The organism is Streptomyces sp. NPDC054872 (assembly GCF_053610705.1).
Genome location: NZ_JBSGYY010000050.1, coordinates 38,688 through 58,819, shown reverse-complemented (window position 1 = coordinate 58,819; position 20,132 = coordinate 38,688). Strand labels below are relative to the sequence as shown.

22 protein-coding genes and 1 pseudogene are annotated in these 20,132 nt (G+C 71.5%); 17 read left to right on the top strand and 6 right to left on the bottom strand.

What is annotated here, in order from left to right; translation table 11 throughout:
* Position 1: 1 nt before the first annotated feature.
* On the bottom strand, positions 2 to 1,000 hold the full coding sequence (gene coaA / locus ACWGIH_RS38890; protein WP_453450600.1) for a type I pantothenate kinase: 999 nt from the start codon (positions 998 to 1,000) through the stop codon (positions 2 to 4).
* 99 nt (positions 1,001 to 1,099) lie between these two features.
* On the opposite strand from coaA, the gene ACWGIH_RS38885 reads away from it, so the two are divergent.
* The 5 genes and pseudogenes from ACWGIH_RS38885 (at position 1,100) to tsaE (ending at position 5,962) form a co-directional block, all read left to right on the top strand.
* Complete coding sequence (locus ACWGIH_RS38885) at positions 1,100 to 1,468, top strand: holo-ACP synthase (RefSeq protein WP_365823521.1); 369 nt, start codon at positions 1,100 to 1,102, stop codon at positions 1,466 to 1,468.
* Between the two features lie 36 nt (positions 1,469 to 1,504).
* The gene (locus tag ACWGIH_RS38880) at positions 1,505 to 2,959 is read left to right on the top strand and encodes an NAD(P)H-hydrate dehydratase (RefSeq protein ID WP_453450599.1); all 1,455 of its coding nucleotides are present in this window, start codon (positions 1,505 to 1,507) and stop codon (positions 2,957 to 2,959) included.
* A gap of 60 nt (positions 2,960 to 3,019) precedes the next feature.
* Positions 3,020 to 4,189 (top strand): alanine racemase, encoded by a 1,170-nt coding sequence (gene alr, locus ACWGIH_RS38875; protein WP_453450598.1) that lies wholly within the window; start codon positions 3,020 to 3,022, stop codon positions 4,187 to 4,189.
* Between the two features lie 13 nt (positions 4,190 to 4,202).
* Positions 4,203 to 5,454: pseudogene (locus tag ACWGIH_RS38870) on the top strand (alpha/beta fold hydrolase); the annotation flags it as partial.
* A complete protein-coding gene (gene tsaE, locus ACWGIH_RS38865; protein WP_453450596.1) occupies positions 5,432 to 5,962 on the top strand; it encodes a tRNA (adenosine(37)-N6)-threonylcarbamoyltransferase complex ATPase subunit type 1 TsaE in 531 nt (176 codons plus the stop codon). The pseudogene ACWGIH_RS38870 and the gene tsaE, both read left to right, overlap by 23 nt.
* A gap of 284 nt (positions 5,963 to 6,246) precedes the next feature.
* On the opposite strand, the gene ACWGIH_RS38860 is transcribed toward tsaE, so the two are convergent.
* A complete protein-coding gene (locus ACWGIH_RS38860; RefSeq protein WP_453450595.1) occupies positions 6,247 to 6,798 on the bottom strand; it encodes a hypothetical protein in 552 nt (183 codons plus the stop codon).
* Between the two features lie 108 nt (positions 6,799 to 6,906).
* Between ACWGIH_RS38860 and tsaB the strand changes: the two genes are divergently transcribed.
* From tsaB to ACWGIH_RS38830, 6 genes are all read left to right on the top strand, one after another.
* Positions 6,907 to 7,563 carry a tRNA (adenosine(37)-N6)-threonylcarbamoyltransferase complex dimerization subunit type 1 TsaB gene (gene tsaB, locus ACWGIH_RS38855; RefSeq protein WP_453450594.1) on the top strand — a complete coding sequence of 219 codons (657 nt, stop codon included), beginning with the start codon at positions 6,907 to 6,909 and terminating at the stop codon, positions 7,561 to 7,563.
* Between the two features lie 29 nt (positions 7,564 to 7,592).
* Complete coding sequence (gene rimI / locus ACWGIH_RS38850) at positions 7,593 to 8,066, top strand: ribosomal protein S18-alanine N-acetyltransferase (RefSeq protein ID WP_363209369.1); 474 nt, start codon at positions 7,593 to 7,595, stop codon at positions 8,064 to 8,066.
* On the top strand, positions 8,059 to 9,183 hold the full coding sequence (gene tsaD, locus ACWGIH_RS38845; RefSeq protein WP_453450593.1) for a tRNA (adenosine(37)-N6)-threonylcarbamoyltransferase complex transferase subunit TsaD: 1,125 nt from the start codon (positions 8,059 to 8,061) through the stop codon (positions 9,181 to 9,183). Before rimI ends, tsaD begins: the two co-directional genes overlap by 8 nt.
* Positions 9,180 to 9,437 (top strand): hypothetical protein, encoded by a 258-nt coding sequence (locus ACWGIH_RS38840; protein WP_453450592.1) that lies wholly within the window; start codon positions 9,180 to 9,182, stop codon positions 9,435 to 9,437. The genes tsaD and ACWGIH_RS38840 overlap by 4 nt, the downstream gene beginning before the upstream one ends.
* A 126-nt stretch (positions 9,438 to 9,563) precedes the next feature.
* Entirely contained in the window at positions 9,564 to 9,920 is a 357-nt protein-coding gene (locus ACWGIH_RS38835) for a YciI family protein (RefSeq protein WP_453450591.1), read from the top strand.
* A 68-nt stretch (positions 9,921 to 9,988) separates the two neighbouring features.
* Positions 9,989 to 11,278, top strand: coding sequence for an RNA polymerase sigma factor (locus ACWGIH_RS38830; RefSeq protein WP_453450590.1), 1,290 nt, complete (start codon positions 9,989 to 9,991; stop codon positions 11,276 to 11,278).
* A gap of 48 nt (positions 11,279 to 11,326) precedes the next feature.
* Here ACWGIH_RS38830 and ACWGIH_RS38825 read toward each other — a convergent pair whose 3' ends face one another.
* Positions 11,327 to 12,562 carry a THUMP-like domain-containing protein gene (locus ACWGIH_RS38825; RefSeq protein ID WP_453450608.1) on the bottom strand — a complete coding sequence of 412 codons (1,236 nt, stop codon included), beginning with the start codon at positions 12,560 to 12,562 and terminating at the stop codon, positions 11,327 to 11,329.
* An 82-nt stretch (positions 12,563 to 12,644) separates the two neighbouring features.
* Between ACWGIH_RS38825 and ACWGIH_RS38820 the strand changes: the two genes are divergently transcribed.
* The 4 genes from ACWGIH_RS38820 to groL all read left to right on the top strand — a co-directional run bounded on the left by ACWGIH_RS38820 (position 12,645) and on the right by groL (position 16,134).
* Positions 12,645 to 13,604 carry a polysaccharide deacetylase family protein gene (locus tag ACWGIH_RS38820; protein WP_453450589.1) on the top strand — a complete coding sequence of 320 codons (960 nt, stop codon included), beginning with the start codon at positions 12,645 to 12,647 and terminating at the stop codon, positions 13,602 to 13,604.
* The gene (locus ACWGIH_RS38815) at positions 13,601 to 13,891 is read left to right on the top strand and encodes a hypothetical protein (protein ID WP_453450588.1); all 291 of its coding nucleotides are present in this window, start codon (positions 13,601 to 13,603) and stop codon (positions 13,889 to 13,891) included. Before ACWGIH_RS38820 ends, ACWGIH_RS38815 begins: the two co-directional genes overlap by 4 nt.
* A 187-nt stretch (positions 13,892 to 14,078) precedes the next feature.
* Positions 14,079 to 14,387, top strand: a complete 309-nt coding sequence (gene groES / locus ACWGIH_RS38810; protein ID WP_006347174.1) for a co-chaperone GroES — start codon at positions 14,079 to 14,081, stop codon at positions 14,385 to 14,387.
* Positions 14,388 to 14,508: 121 nt separating this feature from the next.
* A complete protein-coding gene (gene groL / locus ACWGIH_RS38805) occupies positions 14,509 to 16,134 on the top strand; it encodes a chaperonin GroEL (protein ID WP_453450587.1) in 1,626 nt (541 codons plus the stop codon).
* A gap of 136 nt (positions 16,135 to 16,270) precedes the next feature.
* On the opposite strand, the gene ACWGIH_RS38800 is transcribed toward groL, so the two are convergent.
* Together ACWGIH_RS38800 and ACWGIH_RS38795 are read right to left on the bottom strand one after the other, a co-directional pair.
* Complete coding sequence (locus ACWGIH_RS38800) at positions 16,271 to 17,044, bottom strand: SDR family NAD(P)-dependent oxidoreductase (RefSeq protein WP_453450586.1); 774 nt, start codon at positions 17,042 to 17,044, stop codon at positions 16,271 to 16,273.
* Between the two features lie 9 nt (positions 17,045 to 17,053).
* Positions 17,054 to 17,764, bottom strand: a complete 711-nt coding sequence (locus tag ACWGIH_RS38795) for an MOSC domain-containing protein (RefSeq protein WP_453450585.1) — start codon at positions 17,762 to 17,764, stop codon at positions 17,054 to 17,056.
* A gap of 79 nt (positions 17,765 to 17,843) precedes the next feature.
* On the opposite strand from ACWGIH_RS38795, the gene ACWGIH_RS38790 reads away from it, so the two are divergent.
* Positions 17,844 to 18,740, top strand: coding sequence for a LysR family transcriptional regulator (locus ACWGIH_RS38790; RefSeq protein ID WP_453450584.1), 897 nt, complete (start codon positions 17,844 to 17,846; stop codon positions 18,738 to 18,740).
* Between the two features lie 23 nt (positions 18,741 to 18,763).
* Here ACWGIH_RS38790 and ACWGIH_RS38785 read toward each other — a convergent pair whose 3' ends face one another.
* The gene (locus ACWGIH_RS38785) at positions 18,764 to 19,108 is read right to left on the bottom strand and encodes a WhiB family transcriptional regulator (RefSeq protein WP_453450583.1); all 345 of its coding nucleotides are present in this window, start codon (positions 19,106 to 19,108) and stop codon (positions 18,764 to 18,766) included.
* A 389-nt stretch (positions 19,109 to 19,497) separates the two neighbouring features.
* Between ACWGIH_RS38785 and ACWGIH_RS38780 the strand changes: the two genes are divergently transcribed.
* Entirely contained in the window at positions 19,498 to 20,109 is a 612-nt protein-coding gene (locus ACWGIH_RS38780) for a response regulator transcription factor (RefSeq protein WP_003948568.1), read from the top strand.
* Positions 20,110 to 20,132: the final 23 nt, after the last annotated feature.

The following is a 20,132-nucleotide window of genomic DNA, read 5'->3' as shown; positions in this document are numbered from 1 at the left end:
GTCACAGCTTGCGCAGGCTCAGCTTCCGCACCTTGTGGTCCTCGCCCTTGCGGATGACCAGGGCGGCCCGGCCGCGCGTGGGGGCCACGTTCTCCAGGAGGTTGGGCTTGTTGATGGTGCGCCAGGTCGTACGGGCGTAGTCCAGGGCCTCTTCCTCCGAGACCTGGGTGTACTTGCGGAAGTACGAGGACGGGTCCTGGAAGGCCGTGGCGCGCAGCTTCTTGAAGCGGTTCAGATACCAGCGCTCGATGTCCTCGGCGCGCGCGTCCACGTACACGCTGAAGTCGAAGTAGTCGGCGAGGCCCACGCGGGTGCGGCCGTCCTTGCCGGGGAGGGCCGGCTGGAGGACGTTGATGCCCTCGACGATCAGGATGTCGGGGCGGCGGACCGTCAGGCGCTGGTCCGGCACGATGTCGTAGATCAGGTGGGAGTAGACGGGCGCGGTCACCTCGTCCTTGCCCGCCTTGATGTCCGCGACGAAGCGGGTCAGGGCCCTTCTGTCGTACGACTCCGGGAAGCCCTTCCTGGACATCAGGCCGCGGGCCTCCAGCTCCCTGGTGGGCAGGAGGAAGCCGTCGGTCGTCACGCGCTCGACACGGGGGTGTTCGGGCCAGCGGGACAGCAGGGCCTGGAGGAGGCGGGCGACGGTCGACTTGCCGACGGCCACCGACCCGGCGACCCCTATGACGAACGGCGTGCCCGACTGGGAGCCCTTCTCGCCGAGGAAGGTGTTCAGGGCGCCGCGCAGGCCGTCCGTGGCGCCCACGTAGAGGTTCAGGAGGCGCGAGAGCGGCAGATAGATGTCACGGACTTCGTCCAGGTCGATGACATCACCCAGGCCGCGGAGCCGTTCGAGCTCCTCGGCGGTCAGGGGAAGCGGCGTCTTGTCACGCAGGGCGCTCCACTCGGTGCGGGTGAGGTCGACGTAGGGAGTCGCCTCCGGCCTGTGCCGGTGGGCGCTCCGCGCGGTCGTCGGGGGTTCGGAGACCGAAGAGATCACAGTCCATTGTTACGGCTGTTTGAACGGGCCGGGGGGTGGGGTGTGTCACCCCCTGCGGGGCTTGAACGGATGAGGTGCCCGGACTCGTAGGCTGCTGCCGTGATTATTGGGGTCGGAATCGACGTGGCCGAGATCGAGCGGTTCGAGGCGGCGCTCGAGCGTACGTCCGGGATGGCCGGGCGGCTCTTCGTGGAGCGGGAGTTGCTGCTGCCGAGCGGGGAGCGGCGGGGGATCGCCTCGCTCGCGGCCCGGTTCGCGGCGAAGGAAGCGCTGGCCAAGGCGCTGGGCGCGCCCGCGGGGCTGCGGTGGACGGACGCGGAGGTGTACGTCGAGGGGAGCGGGCAGCCGCGGCTCCGGGTCAAGGGGACGGTGGCCGCGCGGGCCGCCGAGCTGGGGGTGCGGTCCTGGCATGTCTCGCTCAGCCATGACGCGGGGGTGGCCTCCGCGGTGGTGATTGCTGAGGGCTGATTGCTGAGGGATAGGCGCCGGGTGACACTCGGGGGTATGCGTACTGCGTTTTCGGTGGAGACGGTCAGGGCTGCTGAGCGGGAGCTGATGGCGAGGGTGCCGGAAGGCGCCCTGATGCAGAGGGCGGCGGCCGGGCTCGCGGTGGTCTGTGCCGAGATGCTCGGCAAGGTGTACGGCTCCCGGGTCGTGCTCCTCGTGGGGAGTGGGGACAACGGCGGCGACGCGCTGTACGCCGGGGCGCGGCTCGCGCGGCGCGGGGCCGGGGTGTCGGCGGTGCTGCTCTCGCCCGAACGGGTGCATGCGGGCGGGCTTGCCGCCTTCCGCGCCGCCGGGGGGCGGGTCGCCGCGGGCGAGGGCGTGGACCGTGTTCTTCGCTCGGCTGATCTCGTCGTCGACGGGATCGTGGGAATCGGCGGCAAGGGCGGGCTGCGGGAGGCGGCATCGGAACTCGTGTCCGCCGTGCGCGGCTCGGGCACCCCTGTGGTCGCCGTCGATCTGCCGAGTGGTGTCGACGCGGACAGCGGGATGGTCGTCGGTGAGGCCGTCCGTGCCGATGTGACGGTGACCTTCGGGGCGTACAAGCCGGGGCTGCTGATCGATCCCGGGCGGGAGTACGCGGGTGTGGTGCGGCTCGTCGACATCGGGCTCGACCTGGGCCGTTCCGCAACGGACGGGGACGGGGGCGAGGTCGAGGCCCTGCAGTACGCCGATGTCGCCTCGCTGCTGCCGATGCCGACCGGGGAGAGCGACAAGTACCGGCGGGGCGTCGTGGGGATCGTCGCCGGGTCCGCCCGGTACCCCGGAGCGGCGGTCCTCGCGGTCGCGGGCGCGCTGCGGGGTGGCGCGGGGGCCGTGCGGTACGTGGGGCACGCGGCGGACGCCGTCATCGCGCGGTTCCCTGAGACCCTCGTGTCCGCCGGTCCGCCGTCCAAGGCGGGGCGCGTGCAGGCCTGGGTGGTCGGGCCGGGGCTCGGGGACGACGCCGAGCGGCTCGCGGACGTGGTCGCCGCCGATGTACCGGTCCTGATCGACGCGGACGGGCTGCGCCTCGCCGACGCGGAGGCCGTGCGGGGGCGTCGGGCGCCCACCTTGCTGACGCCGCACGCGGGGGAGGCCGCCGCGCTGCTCGGGGTCGCGCGGGAGGAGGTGGAGCACGGGCGCCTGGCCGCCGTGCGGGAGCTGGCGAAGCGGTACGGGGCGACCGTGCTGCTCAAGGGGTCCACGACGCTGGTCGCGGGGCCGCGGAGCGGTGCCGCGGTGCGCGTCAACCCCACGGGGACGCCGTGGCTGGCCACCGCGGGCAGCGGGGACGTCCTTTCGGGGCTCGCGGGGGCGTTGCTCGCTGCCGGGCTCGACGCGCGGGACGCGGGGGCCGTGGGCGCGTATCTGCATGGCCTCGCGGGGCGGCACGCGGCGGACGGGGCGCCGGTGGGCGCGCATGACGTGGCGGAGGCGATCCCCGCGGCCTGGCGGGATGTGCGAGGGGAGTAGATCGCTGCGGGGAAGGGTTCATCCGGGCGAGGTCGGGGCTCTGAGACACTGGTCGGCGTTATGACTGAGACCGCACCCTTGCGTGCCCGCGCCGAGATCGACCTGGCCGCCCTCCGGGCCAACGTGCGGACTTTGCGTGCCCACGCGCCAGGAGCCGCCTTCATGGCCGTCGTGAAGGCGGACGCGTACGGCCACGGGATGGTGCCCTGCGCCCGCGCCGCCGTCGAGGCGGGAGCCACCTGGGTGGGCACCGCGACCCCCGAGGAGGCCCTCGCGCTGCGGGCCGCCGGGATCAAGGGGCGCCTGATGTGCTGGCTGTGGACGCCGGGCGGGCCGTGGCGCGAGGGCATCGAGGCGGACCTCGACATGTCGGTGAGCGGACTGTGGGCGTTGCGCGAAGTGTCCGCCGCAGCGCGGTCCGTGGGGCGTACGGCGCGTATTCAGTTGAAGGCCGACACCGGCCTCGGGCGGGGCGGCTGCATGCCCGCCGACTGGCCCGAACTCGTCTCGCAGGCGCTGCAGGCCGAGGCCGAGGGACTGGTGCGCGTCACCGGGCTCTGGTCGCACTTCGCGTGCGCCGACGAGCCGGGACACCCGTCCATCGCGGCTCAACTCACGCTGTTCCGCGAGATGGTCGCGGCCGCCGAGGAGCGGGGTGTCAGGCCCGAGGTCCGGCACATCGCCAACTCGCCCGGCACGCTCACCCTTCCGGAGACCCACTTCGATCTCGTACGTCCCGGGATCGCGATGTACGGGATCTCGCCCAGCCCCGAGGTCGGCACCCCGGAGGAGTTCGGGCTGCGCCCCGTCATGCGGCTCAGCGCCTCGCTCGCCCTGGTGAAGCACGCCCCGGGGGGGCACGGCGTGAGTTACGGGCATCACTACGTCACACCCGGTGAGACGACCCTTGGACTCGTCCCTGTCGGGTACGGGGACGGCATCCCGCGCCACGCGTCCGGCACCGGTCCTGTGCTGGTCGGCGGCAAGCTGCGGACCGTCGCCGGAAGGGTGGCGATGGACCAGTTCGTGGTCGACCTCGGCGGTGACGAGCCGGAGGTGGGTTCCGAGGCGGTCCTGTTCGGCCCCGGCGACCGGGGCGAGCCGACCGCCGAGGACTGGGCGCAGGCGGCGGGCACCATCGCGTACGAGATCGTCACCCGCATCGGATCGCGTGTCCCGCGCGTCCATGTGAACGAGGGACCGGACCGGCGCGCAGCGGACGGCGTCTGAGGAGGAGCGGCACGTGAGCGAGACCAGCACGGGGGCGGCCGCGGACGTGGTGACGGAAGTCGCCGCGGCGGCCGGGAACTGGCGCAGGGCCGGCTTCGCCGGTGCCGCGATAGGTGTCGTCGCCGCGGGCGCGGCGGCCGGTGTCGCCATCGAGCGGCTGACCGTCGGCCGCGGCATGCGCAAGAAGGCGCGGCTCGCACTCGACGCGGCCGGTCCGTACGGCTCGCTGCGCGGCCTGCCGGGCACGGCGTACGCCGACGACGGCACGGAACTCTCGTACGAGGTCGACGAGATCGACGAAGGCGAGAGGGACGGCGAGCAGGTGCCGCGCCGCCGCAGGCTCTTCGGGCGCAAGGCGCCCGCCCCCGTCACCGTCGTCTTCAGCCACGGCTACTGCCTGAACCAGGACTCCTGGCACTTCCAGCGGGCGGCCCTGCGGGGCGTCGTGCGCTGCGTGTACTGGGACCAGCGCAGCCACGGCCGTTCGGGGCGCGGCGTGGCGCAGACGAACGGGACGCCGGTCTCCATCGACCAGTTGGGCCGGGATCTGAAGGTGGTCATCGACGCGGCGGCGCCCGAGGGGCCGCTGGTCCTGGTCGGGCACTCCATGGGGGGCATGACGACGATGGCCCTCGCCGGTCACTACCCGGAACTGATCCGCGAGCGCGTCGTCGGCGTCGCCCTCGTCGGTACGTCGTCCGGGCGGCTCGGCCAGGTCAACTTCGGCCTCCCGGTTGCCGGGATGAACGCCGTGCGGCGGGTGCTTCCGGGGGTCCTCAAAGCCCTCGGATCGCAGGCCGATCTCGTGGAGAAGGGGCGGCGGGCCACCGCGGACCTCTTCGCCGGAGTCATCAAGCGCTATTCGTTCTCGTCGAGGGAAGTGGACCCGGCGATCTCGCGGTTCGCCGAGCGGATGATCGAGTCGACGCCCATCGACGTGGTCGCGGAGTTCTATCCGGCGTTCGCCGAGCACGACAAGGCGGAGGCGCTCAAGCACTTCGCCGGGCTCCCGGTGCTCGTCCTGGCCGGGGACAAGGACCTGGTGACGCCGAGCGAGCACAGCGAGGCCATCGCCGGCCTGCTCCCGGACGCCGAACTGGTGCTCGTCCCGGACGCCGGGCACCTGGCCATGCTGGAGCACCCCGAGGTCGTCACGGACCGCCTGGCCGACCTTCTCGCGCGCGCGGGGGCGGCGCCCGCATCGGCCGATGCACGGACGTCCAGCCGCTAACGTGGGTGGGCATGGAAGCACCGCACAACCCGGCCCCCGTGAACGCTCCGGCCCCCGTGAACTCCCTCGGCATCACCGTCACCTCCCCCGAGCAGATGGGCGACCTGGGTCGCCGCCTGGCCAAGCTGCTGCGCCCCGGTGACCTCGTGATGCTCACCGGCGAACTCGGCGCCGGCAAGACGACCCTGACCCGCGGCCTCGGCGAGGGCCTCGGCGTGCGTGGCGCCGTCACGTCGCCGACCTTCGTCATCGCCCGCGTCCACCCGTCCCTCTCCGACGGCCCGCCCCTGGTGCACGTGGACGCGTACCGCCTGGGCGGCGGCCTCGACGAGATGGAGGACCTCGACCTCGACGTCTCGCTGCCCGAGTCGGTGATCGTCGTGGAGTGGGGCGACGGCAAGGTCGAGGAGCTCACCGACGACCGGCTGCGTGTCGTCATCGACCGGACCGTCGGCGACACGACGGACGAGGTGCGCGAAGTGACGCTGACCGGGTTCGGACCGCGCTGGGCCGAGGCCGACCTCACGCTGCTTTCGGCCTGATCCTCGTCTTTTCACCCAACATTCCGACAAGGCGTCGGGAAGATGTTGCGCGGCGCGCGTCGCGCGTGGTCACATGGATACCAGTACGGGTTAGGTCTACCTAACCACGTCTGCCCCCGGAGCCCAGGAGGCATCCATGTCGGCTTCAGAACATGACGCCAAGCCCCGGCCGCACGGGCTGTCGGGGCCGTCGGGGATCTCCATGAGCGATCTGCTGGCGTCCTGCGCGGCCGCGAGCGAGGTGTCCACACCGCCGCGCGATCCGGCACCCAGGGGCGAAGCGGCTACGGAACGACGACGACCTTCTTGCTGATCGTCGCGAACTCCCACATCGCGTTGCCGTCCTTGCGCGACTCGCGGATGCCGCCGGTCTTCGTCGACGGGTCAGGCTTCGGCGTCGAGCCGTCCACCGCCGCGCTGAAGCCGATCGCGATGCCGTCCACACTCGCGAAGCGCACGACGTGCTCGATCGCCACGCCGTCCGTTCCGGTGACGGTGCCCGAGCGCGAGGTGACGGCGTACGTACCGGGGACCGGGTCCACCGTGCTCGGGGTGACCTTGAAGGTGCGCTGCGCCTTGCCGGAGCCGCCGACCAGCCACACGCGGTCCTCGCCCACCGAGTAGACGACCCGCTCACCGGCACCGGACTGCGCGGGGACCGCCGTCGGATCGGCCTTGTCCTTGGGGGAGCGGGTGGCCGAGGCGGAAGGGGAGGTGTCCGGTTTCTTCCCCAGGGTGTCCGGCACGTTGGCCGAGGCCTGGTAAGCGAGGAAGCCGACCGCGGCGAGCGCAGCGGCGGTGAGCCCGGCCACGATTCCCGAGCTGCTCCTGGACACCTGCGCCACCCTCTTCGTACTCCGTACGGCTATGGGGTGACGTTAGCAGCAGGTGTGCGGCATCCTCGGGCGGCCGTGCTCCGGGCGTCGGAGCCGTAGGCTATTCGCGTGCTCTTGCTCGCTCTGGATACCGCCACCCCCGCCGTCACCGTCGCGCTGCACGACGGCTCGTCCGTCGTCGCAGCCTCCAGCCAGGTGGACGCCCGCCGCCACGGCGAACTGCTGCTCCCCGCCGTCGACCGGGTGCTCGCCGAGGCGGGCCGCGGACTCGACGCCGTGACCGGCATCGTCGTCGGCGTGGGCCCCGGCCCGTACACGGGTCTGCGCGTCGGCCTGATGACCGCCGACACCTTCGGCTTCGCGCTCGGCGTGCCGGTGTACGGGGTGTGCACGCTCGACGGCCTCGCGTACGCATCCGGCATCGAAAGCGGCCCCTTCGTCGTCGCCACCGACGCGCGCCGCAAGGAGGTCTACTGGGCGCGGTACGCGGACCCGCGCACCCGCCTGACGGAGGCCGCCGTCGACCGCCCCGCCGACATCGCCGACGAGGTGGCGGGCCTGCCGGCCGTCGGCGCCGGCGCGGTCCTCTACCCCGAGACGTTCCCGGACGCCCGCGCCCCCGAGCACGTCTCGGCGGCCTCGCTGGCCGCGCTCGCCGCGGAGAAGCTCGCCGCGGGCGAGGACCTGCCGGCCCCCAGGCCGCTGTACCTGCGCAGGCCTGACGCCCAGGTCCCCAAGAACTACAAGGTGGTCACCCCCAAGTGACATCCGTGACGACAGTCGTCCTGCGCGAGATGCGCTGGTGGGACATCGAGCCCGTCTTCGTCCTGGAGAAGGAACTCTTCCCGGACGACGCGTGGTCGCGCGGCATGTTCTGGTCCGAGCTCTCCCACGCGCGCGGCCCGACGGCCACCCGCCGCTACGTGGTCGCGACGGACGGGGAACGCCTCGTCGGGTACGCGGGACTCGCGTCGGCCGGCGACCAGGCCGACGTACAGACCATCGCGGTGGCCCCGAGCCACTGGGGCACGGGGCTCGGCTCCCGGCTCCTGACCGACCTGCTGAACGCGGCGACCGCCTTCGAGTGTGCCGAGGTCATGCTCGAGGTGCGGGTCGACAACACCCGGGCGCAGAAGTTGTACGAGCGCTTCGGCTTCGAGCCCATCGGCTTCAGGCGCGGCTACTACCAGCCGGGCAACGTGGACGCCCTCGTCATGCGCCTGACCGATCCATCAACTTCCGTACAAGGATCCGACACCCATGGCTGACTCGCGCGACCAACCTCTCGTTCTCGGCATCGAGACCTCCTGCGACGAGACCGGCGTCGGCATCGTCCGCGGCACCACCCTGCTCGCCGACGCCATCGCCTCCAGCGTCGACGAGCACGCCCGGTTCGGCGGAGTCGTGCCCGAGGTCGCCTCGCGCGCGCACCTCGAGGCGATGGTGCCGACCATCGAACGCGCCCTGAAGGAAGCGGGCGTCACGGCCAAGGACCTGGACGGCATCGCGGTGACCGCGGGGCCCGGCCTCGCGGGCGCGCTGCTCGTGGGCGTGTCGGCGGCCAAGGCGTACGCGTACGCGCTCGGCAAGCCGCTCTACGGCGTGAACCACCTGGCCTCGCACATCTGCGTCGACCAGCTGGAGCACGGTGCCCTGCCCGAGCCGACGATGGCGCTGCTCGTCTCCGGCGGCCACTCCTCGCTGCTGCTCTCCACCGACATCACGTCGGACGTGCGCCCCCTGGGGGCGACCATCGACGACGCGGCGGGCGAGGCTTTCGACAAGATCGCGCGGGTGCTCGACCTCGGCTTCCCCGGCGGGCCCGTCATCGACCGGTACGCGAAGGAGGGCGACCCGCGGGCGATCGCGTTCCCGCGCGGCCTCACCGGGCCGCGCGACGCGGCGTACGACTTCTCCTTCTCCGGTCTGAAGACGTCCGTCGCGCGCTGGATCGAGGCCAAGCGGGCGGCGGGCGAGGACGTTCCCGTCCGTGACGTGGCGGCGTCCTTCCAGGAGGCGGTCGTCGACGTGCTGACCCGCAAGGCCGTGCGGGCCTGCAAGGACGAGGGCGTGGACCACCTGATGATCGGCGGTGGCGTGGCCGCCAACACGCGGCTGCGCGCCCTGGCGCAGGAGCGCTGCGAGGCTGCCGGGATCCGGCTGCGGGTGCCGCGGCCGAAGCTGTGCACGGACAACGGCGCGATGGTGGCCGCGCTGGGCGCGGAGATGGTGGCCAGGAACCGGTCGGCGTCCGACTGGGACCTCTCGGCGGACTCCTCGCTGCCGGTGACGGAGCCGCACGTGCCGGGCCACTCGCACTCGCACGATCACGTGCACGGTCACGATCACGTGCACGAGGTCAGCGCGGAGAACCTGTACTCGTGACCGTCGCGCTGATGTGGGAGGCCCGCGCCGCCGACGGGCGGGGCGAAGAACTGCTCGCGTGGGCGCGGGCCCAGGTCCTGGACGGTGAGCCGGTCCGCCGGGAGAGCTTCCGCGCCCCGCAGGACCGGGTGCTCGTCCTGACCTGGTGGGACGCCGCGTACGACGCCGACCTCCCGGAACTCCCGGAGCCCGCGCCGGAGCTGGTGACGCGGGCGGTGCACCGCTGGCGGTTCGAGTCGGTGGGCCTCGGCTGACCGAGGGGCTGCGACCGAGAAAGTCCAAAGAATTTCGGGGCGGGTGTCGATCCGGGCGTCTCCCGTTCGACGCATGGGTGAGAGGCGGGAAGAAGCCCCGCCCGCACACCGAATGGAGAACCGGTCATGCCGCGCTTTCTGACGATGATCCGCGTCAACGAGAAGAACTCCCCCGAGGGCGGCCCGAGCCCCGAGATGGGCGAGCGCATGGGCGCGCTCCTGGAGGAGATCACCAAGGCCGGGGTGATGCTCGACACCGCGGGACTCACCCCGAGCTCCGAGACCACCCAGGTGCACTGGAGCGGTGGCCGAGTCTCCGTCACGGACGGCCCGTTCACCGAGGCCAAGGAGGTCGTCGGCGGGTACTCGATCACGCAGTGCAAGGACAGGGCCGAGGCCGTCGAGTGGGCGAGCCGGTTCCTGAAGACGCACGACGAGCAGTGGACGGTCACGGCGGAGGTCCGGGAGATCATCGAGGGCTGACCCTCGCCGAGGGCCGTGAGCACCGGGGTCTTTGCGGTGTCTCGCGAAGGGTGCTCTGATGGGTCGCCGTGACGGCTCACTCCTCAGAGCACCCTCGCCAGGACTCTCCCGACCGCGCCATCGAGGCCGTCTTCCGCATCGAGTCCCCGCGCCTCATCGCGAGCGTCGCCCGGATCGTGCGCGACGTGGGCATCGCGGAGGAGCTGGCGCAGGACGCGATGGTCGCCGCGCTGGAACAGTGGCCGCGCGACGGCGTCCCCGACAACCCGGGCGCCTGGCTGACGACCACCGCCAAGCGCCGGGCCATCGACCTCGTACGCCGCAGGGAGCGCTACGCGCGCAAGCTGGCGGAGATGGGCCGCGACCTGGAGGTGGCACCGCCCCATGTCGACGATCCCGCCGACCCCGACGACATCGACGACGACCTCCTGCGCCTCGTCTTCACCGCCTGCCACCCGGTGCTCTCCGCCGAGGCCCGCATCGCGCTCACCCTGCGGCTGCTCGGCGGCCTCGCGACGGCGGAGATCGCCCGCGCGATGCTGGTCCCGGAGGCGACGGTGGCCCAGCGCGTCGTGCGCGCGAAGCGCACCCTCGCCACCAAGGGCGTGCCCTTCGAGGTGCCGTACGGGGCCGAGCGCGAGGCGAGGCTCGGTTCGGTGCTCGAAGTCATCTACCTCATCTTCAACGAGGGGTACGCGGCCACGGCGGGCGACGACTGGCTGCGCCCATCGCTGTGCGAGGACGCGCTCCGGCTGGCCCGCGTACTGGCGGGCCTGATGCCGCGGGAGCCCGAAGTGCACGGCCTCGCCGCGCTGTTGGAGCTCCAGGCGTCCCGCTCGGCGGCGCGTACGGGGCCGAAGGGTGAGCCGGTGCTCCTCGCGGACCAGGACCGGCGCCACTGGAACCGGCCGCTGATCCGGCGGGGCTTCGCCGCGCTCGCCCGTGCGCGGGCCGCGTCGACGGGCGGCCCCGGTCCCTATGAGCTGCAGGCCGCGATCGCCGCCTGCCATGCCAACGCGCCGTCGTACGAGGAGACGGACTGGCCCCAGATCGTCGCCCTGTACGGCCTGCTCGGCGCCCGCACCCCGTCACCGGTGATCGAACTGAACCGCGCGGTGGCGGTGTCGATGGCCTCGGGCCCGGCCCAGGCCCTGCGCCTGGTGGACGCCCTCGCCGACGAACCCGCCCTGAAGGACTACCACTTGCTGCCGAGCGTGCGGGGCGACCTGCTGCTGCGGCTCGGGCGTGCGGCGGAGGCGCGGGCGGAGTTCGAGCGGGCGGCGGGCCTCACGCGGAACTCGAGGGAGCGGGAGTTGTTGCTGGGGCGAGCCGAAAGAATCAGCCCGTCCGGCGATTGAGGACGAACTCGGCGGAGCCGGTGATCGACGGTGCCCGAGGCCCAGGCTTCAGGCGTCTGGCACCGGCTGCCCGATCAGCATCGCCGGCGCCCCCGCCACCCGCGTGAGGAAGACCGTCGCCGCGTTCTTGCCCTGCGGCTTCACCTTCCGCCGCAATTCCTCGGGCTCCACCGCGGAGCCCCGCTTCTTCACCGTCAGGATCCCGACCTCCCGCTCCCGGAGCAGGGCCTTCAACTTCTTCACGCCGAAGGGGAGTTGGTCGGTGATCTCGTACGCCACCGCGTACGGCGTCGCGTGCGGTGCGTCGGAGGTGACGTACGCGATGGTCTCGTCGATCAGACCGCCCTCCACCCGCGCGGCCACCTCCGCCACCAGATGCGCGCGGATGACGGCGCCGTCCGGCTCGTACAGGTAGCGCCCCACCGGCCGTACCCCGGGATCGGGCAGCATCGCGTCGAGCGAGGACCACAGCGAGGCGCCCGAGGGCAGCAGGGTCGCGCGGTGCGAGGACGGGGTGTCCGTGCCGAACCACAGCACGGCCTCCTTCACGTCCCCGGCGTCCGAGATCCACTCCGCCGCGGCATCGGCGGGCACCGCCTCGTGCGGAACGCCGGGAGCGATCTTCAGCGCCGCGTGCGGGGCCTTGCGGGCGGCCTCGATCGCCCAGGAGAGCGGCGGGGAGTAGGCCTCCGGGTCGAAGATCCGGCCCCGCCCGCCGCGTCGCGCCGGGTCCACGAAGACCGCGTCGTACGCGGACGTGTCGACCTCGGTGACATCGGCCTCGCGCGCCTCGATGAGGTCGGCGAGGCCGAGGGCGTCCGCGTTCGCGCGCGCCACCGCGCAGGTCAGCGGGTCGCGGTCGACGGCGAGGACGGCGATCCCGGCCCGGGCGAGGGCGATCGCGTCGCCGCCGATGCCGCAGCAGAGGTCGGCCACGCTCCTTACGCCGAGCGCCCTGAAGCTCTCGGCGCGGTGCACGGCCACGCTCGTACGGGTCGCCTGCTCGACGCCGTTCGGGGTGAAGAACATCCGTCCCGCGTCCTCGGCCCCGAACTTCGCCACCGCGCGGCGCCGCAGCCGCGCCTGCGCGAGTACCGCCGTGACCAGCTCCGCCGGGTGCTCGCGGCGCAGGCGTGTCGCGACGGCCAGCTCCCGCGCCGGATCGGCCTCCCGCACCTCGTCGAGATCGAGCAGGGACCGGCCCTCGGGGGTGAGCAGCGCGGAGAAGGAGGTCAGGGCGGTCGGGGCAGTCGGATCACGGTCGAGGTCGTTCACCCGGCCCATTGTGGGCCAGTCGGTGGATGGTGCGCGCCCGGTGGCGGTGTCGGCCCGGTGGCGGGCCTGTGAGCTGCAAAGATCCGGCGCCATGCAACTAGTACGACAAAACGACGAATTCGGCCCAAGGCGGAAGAGTCGGGGACGGGGTCCGGCACGGCGCCGGGTCAGGGGACAGGTGCGCGCCGGGGTGGCCGTGCTCGTCGCCGCCGCGATCGCCTCCGGCTGTGCCTCGGGCGCCGACGGCGGAGCGAACCCCGCCCCCGGACAGCAGCGCCTGGACGCGCCGCCCGCCCGCGCCCTCGACTCCTACGCCCAGAAACTCCGCGTCGCCCAGGTCGCCCGCGCCGCCGCCGCGAAGCGCTGGGGCCTGGCGAAGCCCCCGCTGGCCGCGCCGCCCGCCCCGGCCAAGAAGCCGAAGATCACCACCCGCAAGGGATTCGAGGTCAAGGGGCAGGCGAGTCTGCCGCCCGTCTTCACGACGATCCCGACCAAGAAGAAGATCGTCTTCCTGACCATCGACGACGGCGCCGAGAAGGACCCGGCGCTGCTCAAGATGATGAGCGAACTGCAGATCCCGTACACCGCGTTCCTCAGCGACTACCTGGTCAAGGAGGACTACGGCTACTTCAAGAAGATGCAGTCGCGTGGTGTCGTCCTGAACAACCACACCCTCAACCACCGCTACATGCCGGGGCTCTCGTACGAGGGCCAGCGCCGCGAGATCTGTGGCATGCAGAACGTCATCCACAAGCGCTACGGCAAGCGGCCCGAACTCTTCCGCCCGCCGTACGGCAACTACAACGCGGACACGCTGCGGGCCGCCAAGTCCTGCGGCATCAAGGCCGTGCCGCTGTGGGCGTCCGAGGCCTTCGCCGACCACATGGAGTGGCGCGAGTGGGACCGGGACCTGCACCCCGGCGACATCATCCTCACGCACTTCCGGGGGCGCGAGGACTGGAAGGGCACCATGCCCGACATGGTCCGCAAGGTCATGAAGACGGTCACCGACAAGGGGTACGCGGTGGCCAGGCTGGAGGACTACCTGTGACCGGGCGGGCGCGGGCGCGCCGCTGCCTCGCCGCGGTCGTCGCGGCGGGCGTGCTCGCGCCCGCGCTGCTCACCGGATGCGCACAGTCGGTGGACCCGATCGAGCGCCTCGGCCGCAAGGCGGCGGAGAAGGTCCCGCCGCGGAAACCGGGGGCCTCGCCCAGCTGCGCCCCGCCCGCGGGAGCACCGGAAGCCGGTCGCCGCACGGCCGCGGAGACGGAACCGCCCGACGCGGAGGAACGTTGCCCCGAGGGGCGCGGGGGCCCCTCGGTGTCTCCGTCCGGATAAGACCCGCGTCAGCGAATTAGCAGTCCGCTTGACCGAGTGCTAATCGTCGTCCTAGTCTCGGCCTTGGCACTCACCACTGGAGAGTGCCAACCAGCGACGGGCAGGTCCGGCACCCGCGACGACGGATCCACCTGGTCGCCACCCCAGACTGTTAACCCCGTAGATCTCCGAAGGGGGAGACCGGATCGTGACGACCGCCAGCTCCAAGGTTGCCATCAAGCCGCTCGAGGACCGCATTGTGGTCCAGCCGCTCGACGCCGAGCAGACCACGGCCTCTGGCCTGGTCATTCCGGACACCGCGAAGGAGAAGCCCCAGGAGGGTGCTGTCCTCGCCGTGGGCCCGGGCCGCTTCGAGAACGGCGAGCGCCTGCCGCTCGACGTGAAGGTCGGCGATGTCGTGCTGTACAGCAAGTACGGCGGCACCGAGGTGAAGTACAACGGCGACGAGTACCTCGTCCTCTCGGCTCGCGACGTGCTCGCGATCGTCGAGAAGTAATTCACCTGCTTCACCAGTTTTGCTTTTGAGTTGCGCCCCTGGTCACCCCGCTGCTGATTGCCGGGCGGCGAGGGGCGCAGTTCGTTTGAACCCGATTTTTCGAGAGGGCTGAACCGCTCCCATGGCGAAGATCCTGAAGTTCGACGAGGACGCCCGTCGCGCCCTCGAGCGCGGCGTCAACAAGCTTGCCGACACGGTCAAGGTGACGATCGGCCCCCGCGGCCGCAACGTCGTCATCGACAAGAAGTTCGGCGCTCCCACCATCACCAACGACGGTGTCACCATCGCCCGTGAGGTCGAGGTCGAGGACCCGTACGAGAACCTCGGCGCGCAGCTCGTCAAGGAGGTGGCGACCAAGACCAACGACATCGCGGGTGACGGCACCACCACCGCGACCGTGCTCGCCCAGGCCCTGGTCAAGGAAGGCCTGCGCAACGTAGCCGCCGGCGCCTCCCCGGCCGCCCTGAAGAAGGGCATCGACGCCGCTGTCGCGGCCGTCTCCGCGGAGCTCCTCGCCACCGCGCGCCCGATCGACGACAAGGCCGACATCGCGGCCGTCGCCGGTCTGTCCGCCCAGGACCCGCAGGTCGGCGAGCTCATCGCCGAGGCGATGGACAAGGTCGGCAAGGACGGTGTCATCACCGTCGAGGAGTCCAACACCTTCGGTCTGGAGCTGGACTTCACCGAGGGCATGGCCTTCGACAAGGGCTACCTGTCCCCGTACATGGTGTCCGACCAGGAGCGTATGGAGGCCGTCCTCGACGACCCGTACATCCTGATCCACCAGGGCAAGATCTCGTCCATCCAGGACCTGCTGCCGCTGCTCGAGAAGGTCATCCAGACCAACGCCTCGAAGCCGCTGCTGATCATCGCCGAGGACGTCGAGGGCGAGGCCCTTTCGACCCTGGTCGTGAACAAGATCCGCGGCACCTTCAACGCCGTCGCGGTGAAGGCCCCCGGCTTCGGCGACCGCCGCAAGGCCATGCTCGGTGACCTCGCCACCCTCACCGGCGGCACCGTCATCGCCGAAGAGGTCGGCCTCAAGCTCGACCAGGTCGGCCTGGACGTGCTCGGCACCGCCCGCCGCGTGACCATCACCAAGGACGACACCACCGTCGTCGACGGCGGCGGCAACGCCTCCGAGGTCGAGGGTCGCGTCAACCAGATCAAGGCCGAGATCGAGGCCACGGACTCCGACTGGGACCGTGAGAAGCTCCAGGAGCGCCTCGCGAAGCTGGCCGGCGGCGTGTGCGTCATCAAGGTCGGCGCCGCCACCGAGGTGGAGCTCAAGGAGAAGAAGCACCGTCTGGAGGACGCCATCTCCGCGACCCGCGCCGCGGTCGAGGAGGGCATCGTCTCCGGTGGTGGCTCCGCTCTGGTGCACGCCGTCAAGGTGCTCGAGGGCAACCTCGGCAAGGAGGGCGACGAGGCCACCGGTGTCGCCGTCGTCCGCCGCGCCGCCGTCGAGCCGCTGCGCTGGATCGCCGAGAACGCCGGCCTCGAGGGCTACGTCATCACCTCGAAGGTCGCCGAGCTCGACAAGGGCTTCGGCTTCAACGCCGCCACCGGCGAGTACGGCGACCTGGTCAAGGCCGGCGTCATCGACCCGGTGAAGGTCACGCGCTCCGCTCTGGAGAACGCCGCGTCGATCGCCTCCCTGCTGCTCACGACCGAGACCCTGGTCGTCGAGAAGCCGGCCGAGGACGAGGGCGACGCCGCGGGCCACGGCCACGGTCACTCGCACTGACCCGCCGCGCTGGCTTGACCTGAGGCCCGGTACCCCGTGGTGGGGTGCCGGGCCTCCGGGCTTTCTCGGGTGCGGGACCGTCGTGGCTTGGCGCGCAGTTCCCCGCGCCCCTGACGGGGCGCCGCCCCCGGATGTCCTACTGCGGGCCGTACTTGCGTCCCGTCCTCGACGTCACTCCGCCGAGGAGCGCCCTCGGCGTCACCTTCACCACGCCCATCAGCGCCTTGTAGCGCGGGTCCGGGATGGACAGGGTCTTGCCCCGCGCCAGGTCGGACAGCGCGGCCGCGACCAGCTTGTCCGCGTCGAGCCACATCCACTTGGGGATGTTCGACGTCCCCATCCCGGCGCGCTCGTGGAACTCGGTCCGTACGAAGCCGGGGCACAGCGCCATCAGCCGGACCCCGGAACCGGCCAGGTCCTTCGCCGCCCCCTGGGTGAACTGCACGACCCACGCCTTCGACGCGCCATACGTCCCGCGCGGCACGAACGCCGCCACCGAGGCGACGTTGACGACGCCGCCGCGGCCCCGCTCCCGCATCGACTCCGTCGCCGCCGACGTCAGCCGGAGCACCGCCTCGCAGTGCACCTTGAGCATCGTCAGCTCTTCCTCGATCGGCACCTCCAGGTACTGGCCCTTGTTGCCGAACCCGGCGTTGTTCACCAGGAGGTCGACCGCGTTCCTGCGGTCCGCGAGGCGCTTCTCGACGGCGGCGATCCCGTCGTCGGTCGCGAGGTCCGCGGTGAGCACCTCCGCCTCGATGCCGTGCCGGTCGTGCAGTTCGGTCGCCTGTTCCCGCAGTCGCTCGGTGTTCCGTGCCACCAGGACCAGGTTGTGGCCGTCACCGGCGAGCCGCCGGGCGAAGGCCGCGCCGATACCGGCGGTCGATCCCGTAATCAGAGCCGTAGTCATGGACCAAGGCTAGTGAGATCCGGTGGCCTCCGTGTAACCCGGATGACCTCCCGGCCCGCTCTGCTTCTCCACGTACTTCCTGGCCGCCTCGATCAGCTCGGGGTGGAGCGCGTCACCGGCGGCGAGCAGACTCGGCAGCAGGTGCTTCTCCGTCATGGCGGCCCTGAACTGGTAGGCGACGGTGATGTCGTGCCCCGGTCGGTGCGCGACCTCGATCGGGTCCCCGCCCCGGATCTCTCCCGGTTCGATCACCCGCAGATAGGCGCCGGGAGTGCCCTGCTGCGTGAAGCGCTTGACCCACCGGGTCTCGCCGAGGTGGCCCTGGAACGTCTGGCAGGGAATGCGGCCCGACGTCACCTCGAGCAGCAGATCGGGGCCGACGCGCCAACGCTCGCCGATCCTCGCGCCGTTCACGTCGAGGCCGTACGTCGTGAGGTTCTCGCCGAAGGAGCCGTTGGCGAGCGGATGGCCGAGCAGGCGCTCCCACTCGTCGAGGTCCTCGCGCGCATAGGCGTACACCGCCTGGTCGTTCCCGCCGTGGTGCCGCCGGTCGCAGACCTCGTCCCCGGCCACCCCGCTCCCGCCCACCCCCTTCGCGCCGGGAGCCGTCACCCGTACGGCCCCTTCGGCGGGCTGCTTGTCGATGCCGGTGCCGCCCGAGGGAGCGTCGGTGTACTCCACGGCTTTGAACCGGCCCAGATTCACGGAGAGAAGCTTCATGACGGCAGGCTAGGCGAGCTCACCCAAAGCGTCGACGCATTATTGGGCGTATACCCCAAGCGTCACTTATGCTTCACGCATGATCGAGGCCCGTCATCTCCGTGTCCTGCGTGCCGTCGCCGCCAGCGGTTCCTTCTCGGCCGCCGCGCGCGAGCTCGGCTGCACCCAGCCCGCCGTGAGCCAGCAGATGAAGGCACTCGAAGCCTCCGCGGGCACGACGCTGCTGATCCGCACGGGGCGTGAGATGCGCCTGACCCAGGCGGGCGAGGCCCTGGTCCGGCATGCCACCGGGATTCTTGCGGGCCTGACCGCCGCCGAGGAGGAGGTCGCCGCGATCGCGGGCCTGCGGGCGGGCCGCGTCCGCCTGGTCTCCTTCCCCAGCGGCAGCTCGACGCTGGTCCCCAGCGCGCTGGCCGCCCTGCGCGCGGCTCACCCCGGTACCCGTGTCTCGCTCGTGGAGGCCGAACCGCCGCGCTCGGTCGAGATGTTGCGCGAGGGCGACTGCGACGTGGCGCTCGCCTTCCGCTACGAAGGCGCGTCCGCCGCCGAGGAGTGGGACGACCTGGTCGTACGCCCCCTTCTCGCCGACCGGCTCGTCGGTCTCGTGCCCGAGGGGCACCGGCTCGCCGAGGCCGAGTCGGTCGCCATCGGGGAGCTGGCCGACGAGCCGTGGATCGCGGGCTGTCCGCGCTGCCGCAGGCAGCTGGTCGAGGTCTGCGAAGGGGCGGGTTTCGTGCCCCGCATCGATTTCGCGACCGACGACTATCCGGCGGTGATCGGTCTGGTCGGCGCGGGCCTCGGGGTCGCGGTGCTGCCCGAACTGGCCATCGAGTCCGTTCGCCCCAAAGGTGCACGCACAGTGACGGTGGAGCCTGCCGTCCAGCGCGAGATCGTCGCGCTCACCCTGCCGGATCTGGCCCAGGTGCCCGCGGTGGCGGCCACGCTCGACCACCTCGCGCGTGCCGCGGAGCGCTGAGCGCTTCCTGGAGAAACGTTCCTTCAGGTGTGCGTGATCATTCCGCCGTGTGAGGACGACGCCGAGGGTGCGGATGTGGTGACCAGGCGGTTGCGCGCGCGGCCCATGAGTTCTTCGCGCTCGTCCTCGGTGAGGCCGCCCCACACGCCGTACGGCTCCCGCACCGCGAGGGCGTGAGCGGCGCACTCCGCGCGTACCGGGCACCTCATGCAGACCTCCTTGGCGGAGTTCTCACGCGCGCTGCGTGCCGCGCCCCGCTCGCCCTCGGGGTGGAAGAAGAGCGAGCTGTCGACCCCGCGGCAGGCCGCGAGGAGCTGCCAGTCCCAGAGATCAGCGTTCGGTCCGGGAAGGCGGGAGAAATCTGCCATTGCTTGTCTCCTGGTAGCCGTTCTGCGCGGATACGGTGCCCACGACCGTACATCTACTGTCTAAGGAGATGAAAATATGACTCATTGGAAAATCTAGCCACAGACACCAGCAAAAGGGAAGGAAGAGGGCTAAATGGGGCATGGGTTGTGATGAAAGGTTGAGGGTCTCTTGCGCTGTCTGCTCTGTGTCCGCGCCCTCACGTAGAGTGCCGAACGTGGCTGACCGCCCCGTAACTCTTTCGGGTGACCGTCGTTGAGAGTGCGAGGCGGTTGAAAGAACAAGCGCTCGGGCAGATGTCCGAGAGCGTCAACCGCACAGGTGACGAATATGTACCAGCCTGGAGGCTCAAGGTGACGCGCAGCAGCTGTGAGAGCCGCGGAGGACAGTCATGACATCCGTCCTCGTCTGCGACGACTCCCCGCTTGCCCGAGAGGCGCTCCGCCGCGCGGTTGCGACCGTGCCCGGCGTCGAGCGTGTGACGACGGCGGCCAACGGCGAGGAAGTCCTCCGCCGCTGGGGCGCCGACCGCTCGGACCTGATTCTGATGGACGTACGCATGCCCGGTCTGGGCGGCGTGGAGACGGTCCGGCGGCTGCTGTCCGCCGACCCCGGTGCGCGCATCATCATGCTCACCGTGGCCGAGGACCTGGACGGCGTCGCGCTCGCGGTCGCCGCCGGTGCCCGCGGCTATCTGCACAAGGACGCCTCGCGTGCCGAGCTGCGCGCGACCGTCACCCAGGCGCTCGCCGACCCGACGTGGCGGCTGGCTCCGCGCAGACTGCGTTCGGCCGAGATGGGCGCGGCGCCCACCCTCACCGCGCGTGAGATCCAGGTGCTCGAGGGCATGAGCCACGGCCGGTCCAACGCCGAGATCGGACGTGAGCTTTTTCTCTCCGAGGACACGGTCAAGACCCACGCCAGGCGGTTGTTCAAGAAGCTCGGCGCCTCGGACCGCGCGCACGCCGTGGCGCTCGGTTTCCGCTGGGGCCTGGTCCGATAGGTGTGCCGCCGTGCGGGCACGGC

Excerpts from the sequence above, each read along its gene's own strand:
- ACWGIH_RS38880 (WP_453450599.1), top strand. The coding sequence starts at position 1,505 with ATGCGTACTGCGTTTTCGGTGGAGACGGTCAGGGCTGCTGAGCGGGAG.
- alr (WP_453450598.1), top strand. The coding sequence starts at position 3,020 with ATGACTGAGACCGCACCCTTGCGTGCCCGCGCCGAGATCGACCTGGCC.
- tsaE (WP_453450596.1), top strand. The coding sequence starts at position 5,432 with ATGGAAGCACCGCACAACCCGGCCCCCGTGAACGCTCCGGCCCCCGTG.
- rimI (WP_363209369.1), top strand. The coding sequence starts at position 7,593 with ATGCGCTGGTGGGACATCGAGCCCGTCTTCGTCCTGGAGAAGGAACTC.
- tsaD (WP_453450593.1), top strand. The coding sequence starts at position 8,059 with ATGGCTGACTCGCGCGACCAACCTCTCGTTCTCGGCATCGAGACCTCC.
- ACWGIH_RS38835 (WP_453450591.1), top strand. The coding sequence starts at position 9,564 with ATGCCGCGCTTTCTGACGATGATCCGCGTCAACGAGAAGAACTCCCCC.
- ACWGIH_RS38825 (WP_453450608.1), bottom strand. The coding sequence starts at position 12,562 with ATGGGCCGGGTGAACGACCTCGACCGTGATCCGACTGCCCCGACCGCC.
- ACWGIH_RS38820 (WP_453450589.1), top strand. The coding sequence starts at position 12,645 with ATGCAACTAGTACGACAAAACGACGAATTCGGCCCAAGGCGGAAGAGT.
- groL (WP_453450587.1), top strand. The coding sequence starts at position 14,509 with ATGGCGAAGATCCTGAAGTTCGACGAGGACGCCCGTCGCGCCCTCGAG.
- ACWGIH_RS38800 (WP_453450586.1), bottom strand. The coding sequence starts at position 17,044 with ATGACTACGGCTCTGATTACGGGATCGACCGCCGGTATCGGCGCGGCC.
- ACWGIH_RS38795 (WP_453450585.1), bottom strand. The coding sequence starts at position 17,764 with ATGAAGCTTCTCTCCGTGAATCTGGGCCGGTTCAAAGCCGTGGAGTAC.
- ACWGIH_RS38790 (WP_453450584.1), top strand. The coding sequence starts at position 17,844 with ATGATCGAGGCCCGTCATCTCCGTGTCCTGCGTGCCGTCGCCGCCAGC.
- ACWGIH_RS38785 (WP_453450583.1), bottom strand. The coding sequence starts at position 19,108 with ATGGCAGATTTCTCCCGCCTTCCCGGACCGAACGCTGATCTCTGGGAC.
- ACWGIH_RS38780 (WP_003948568.1), top strand. The coding sequence starts at position 19,498 with ATGACATCCGTCCTCGTCTGCGACGACTCCCCGCTTGCCCGAGAGGCG.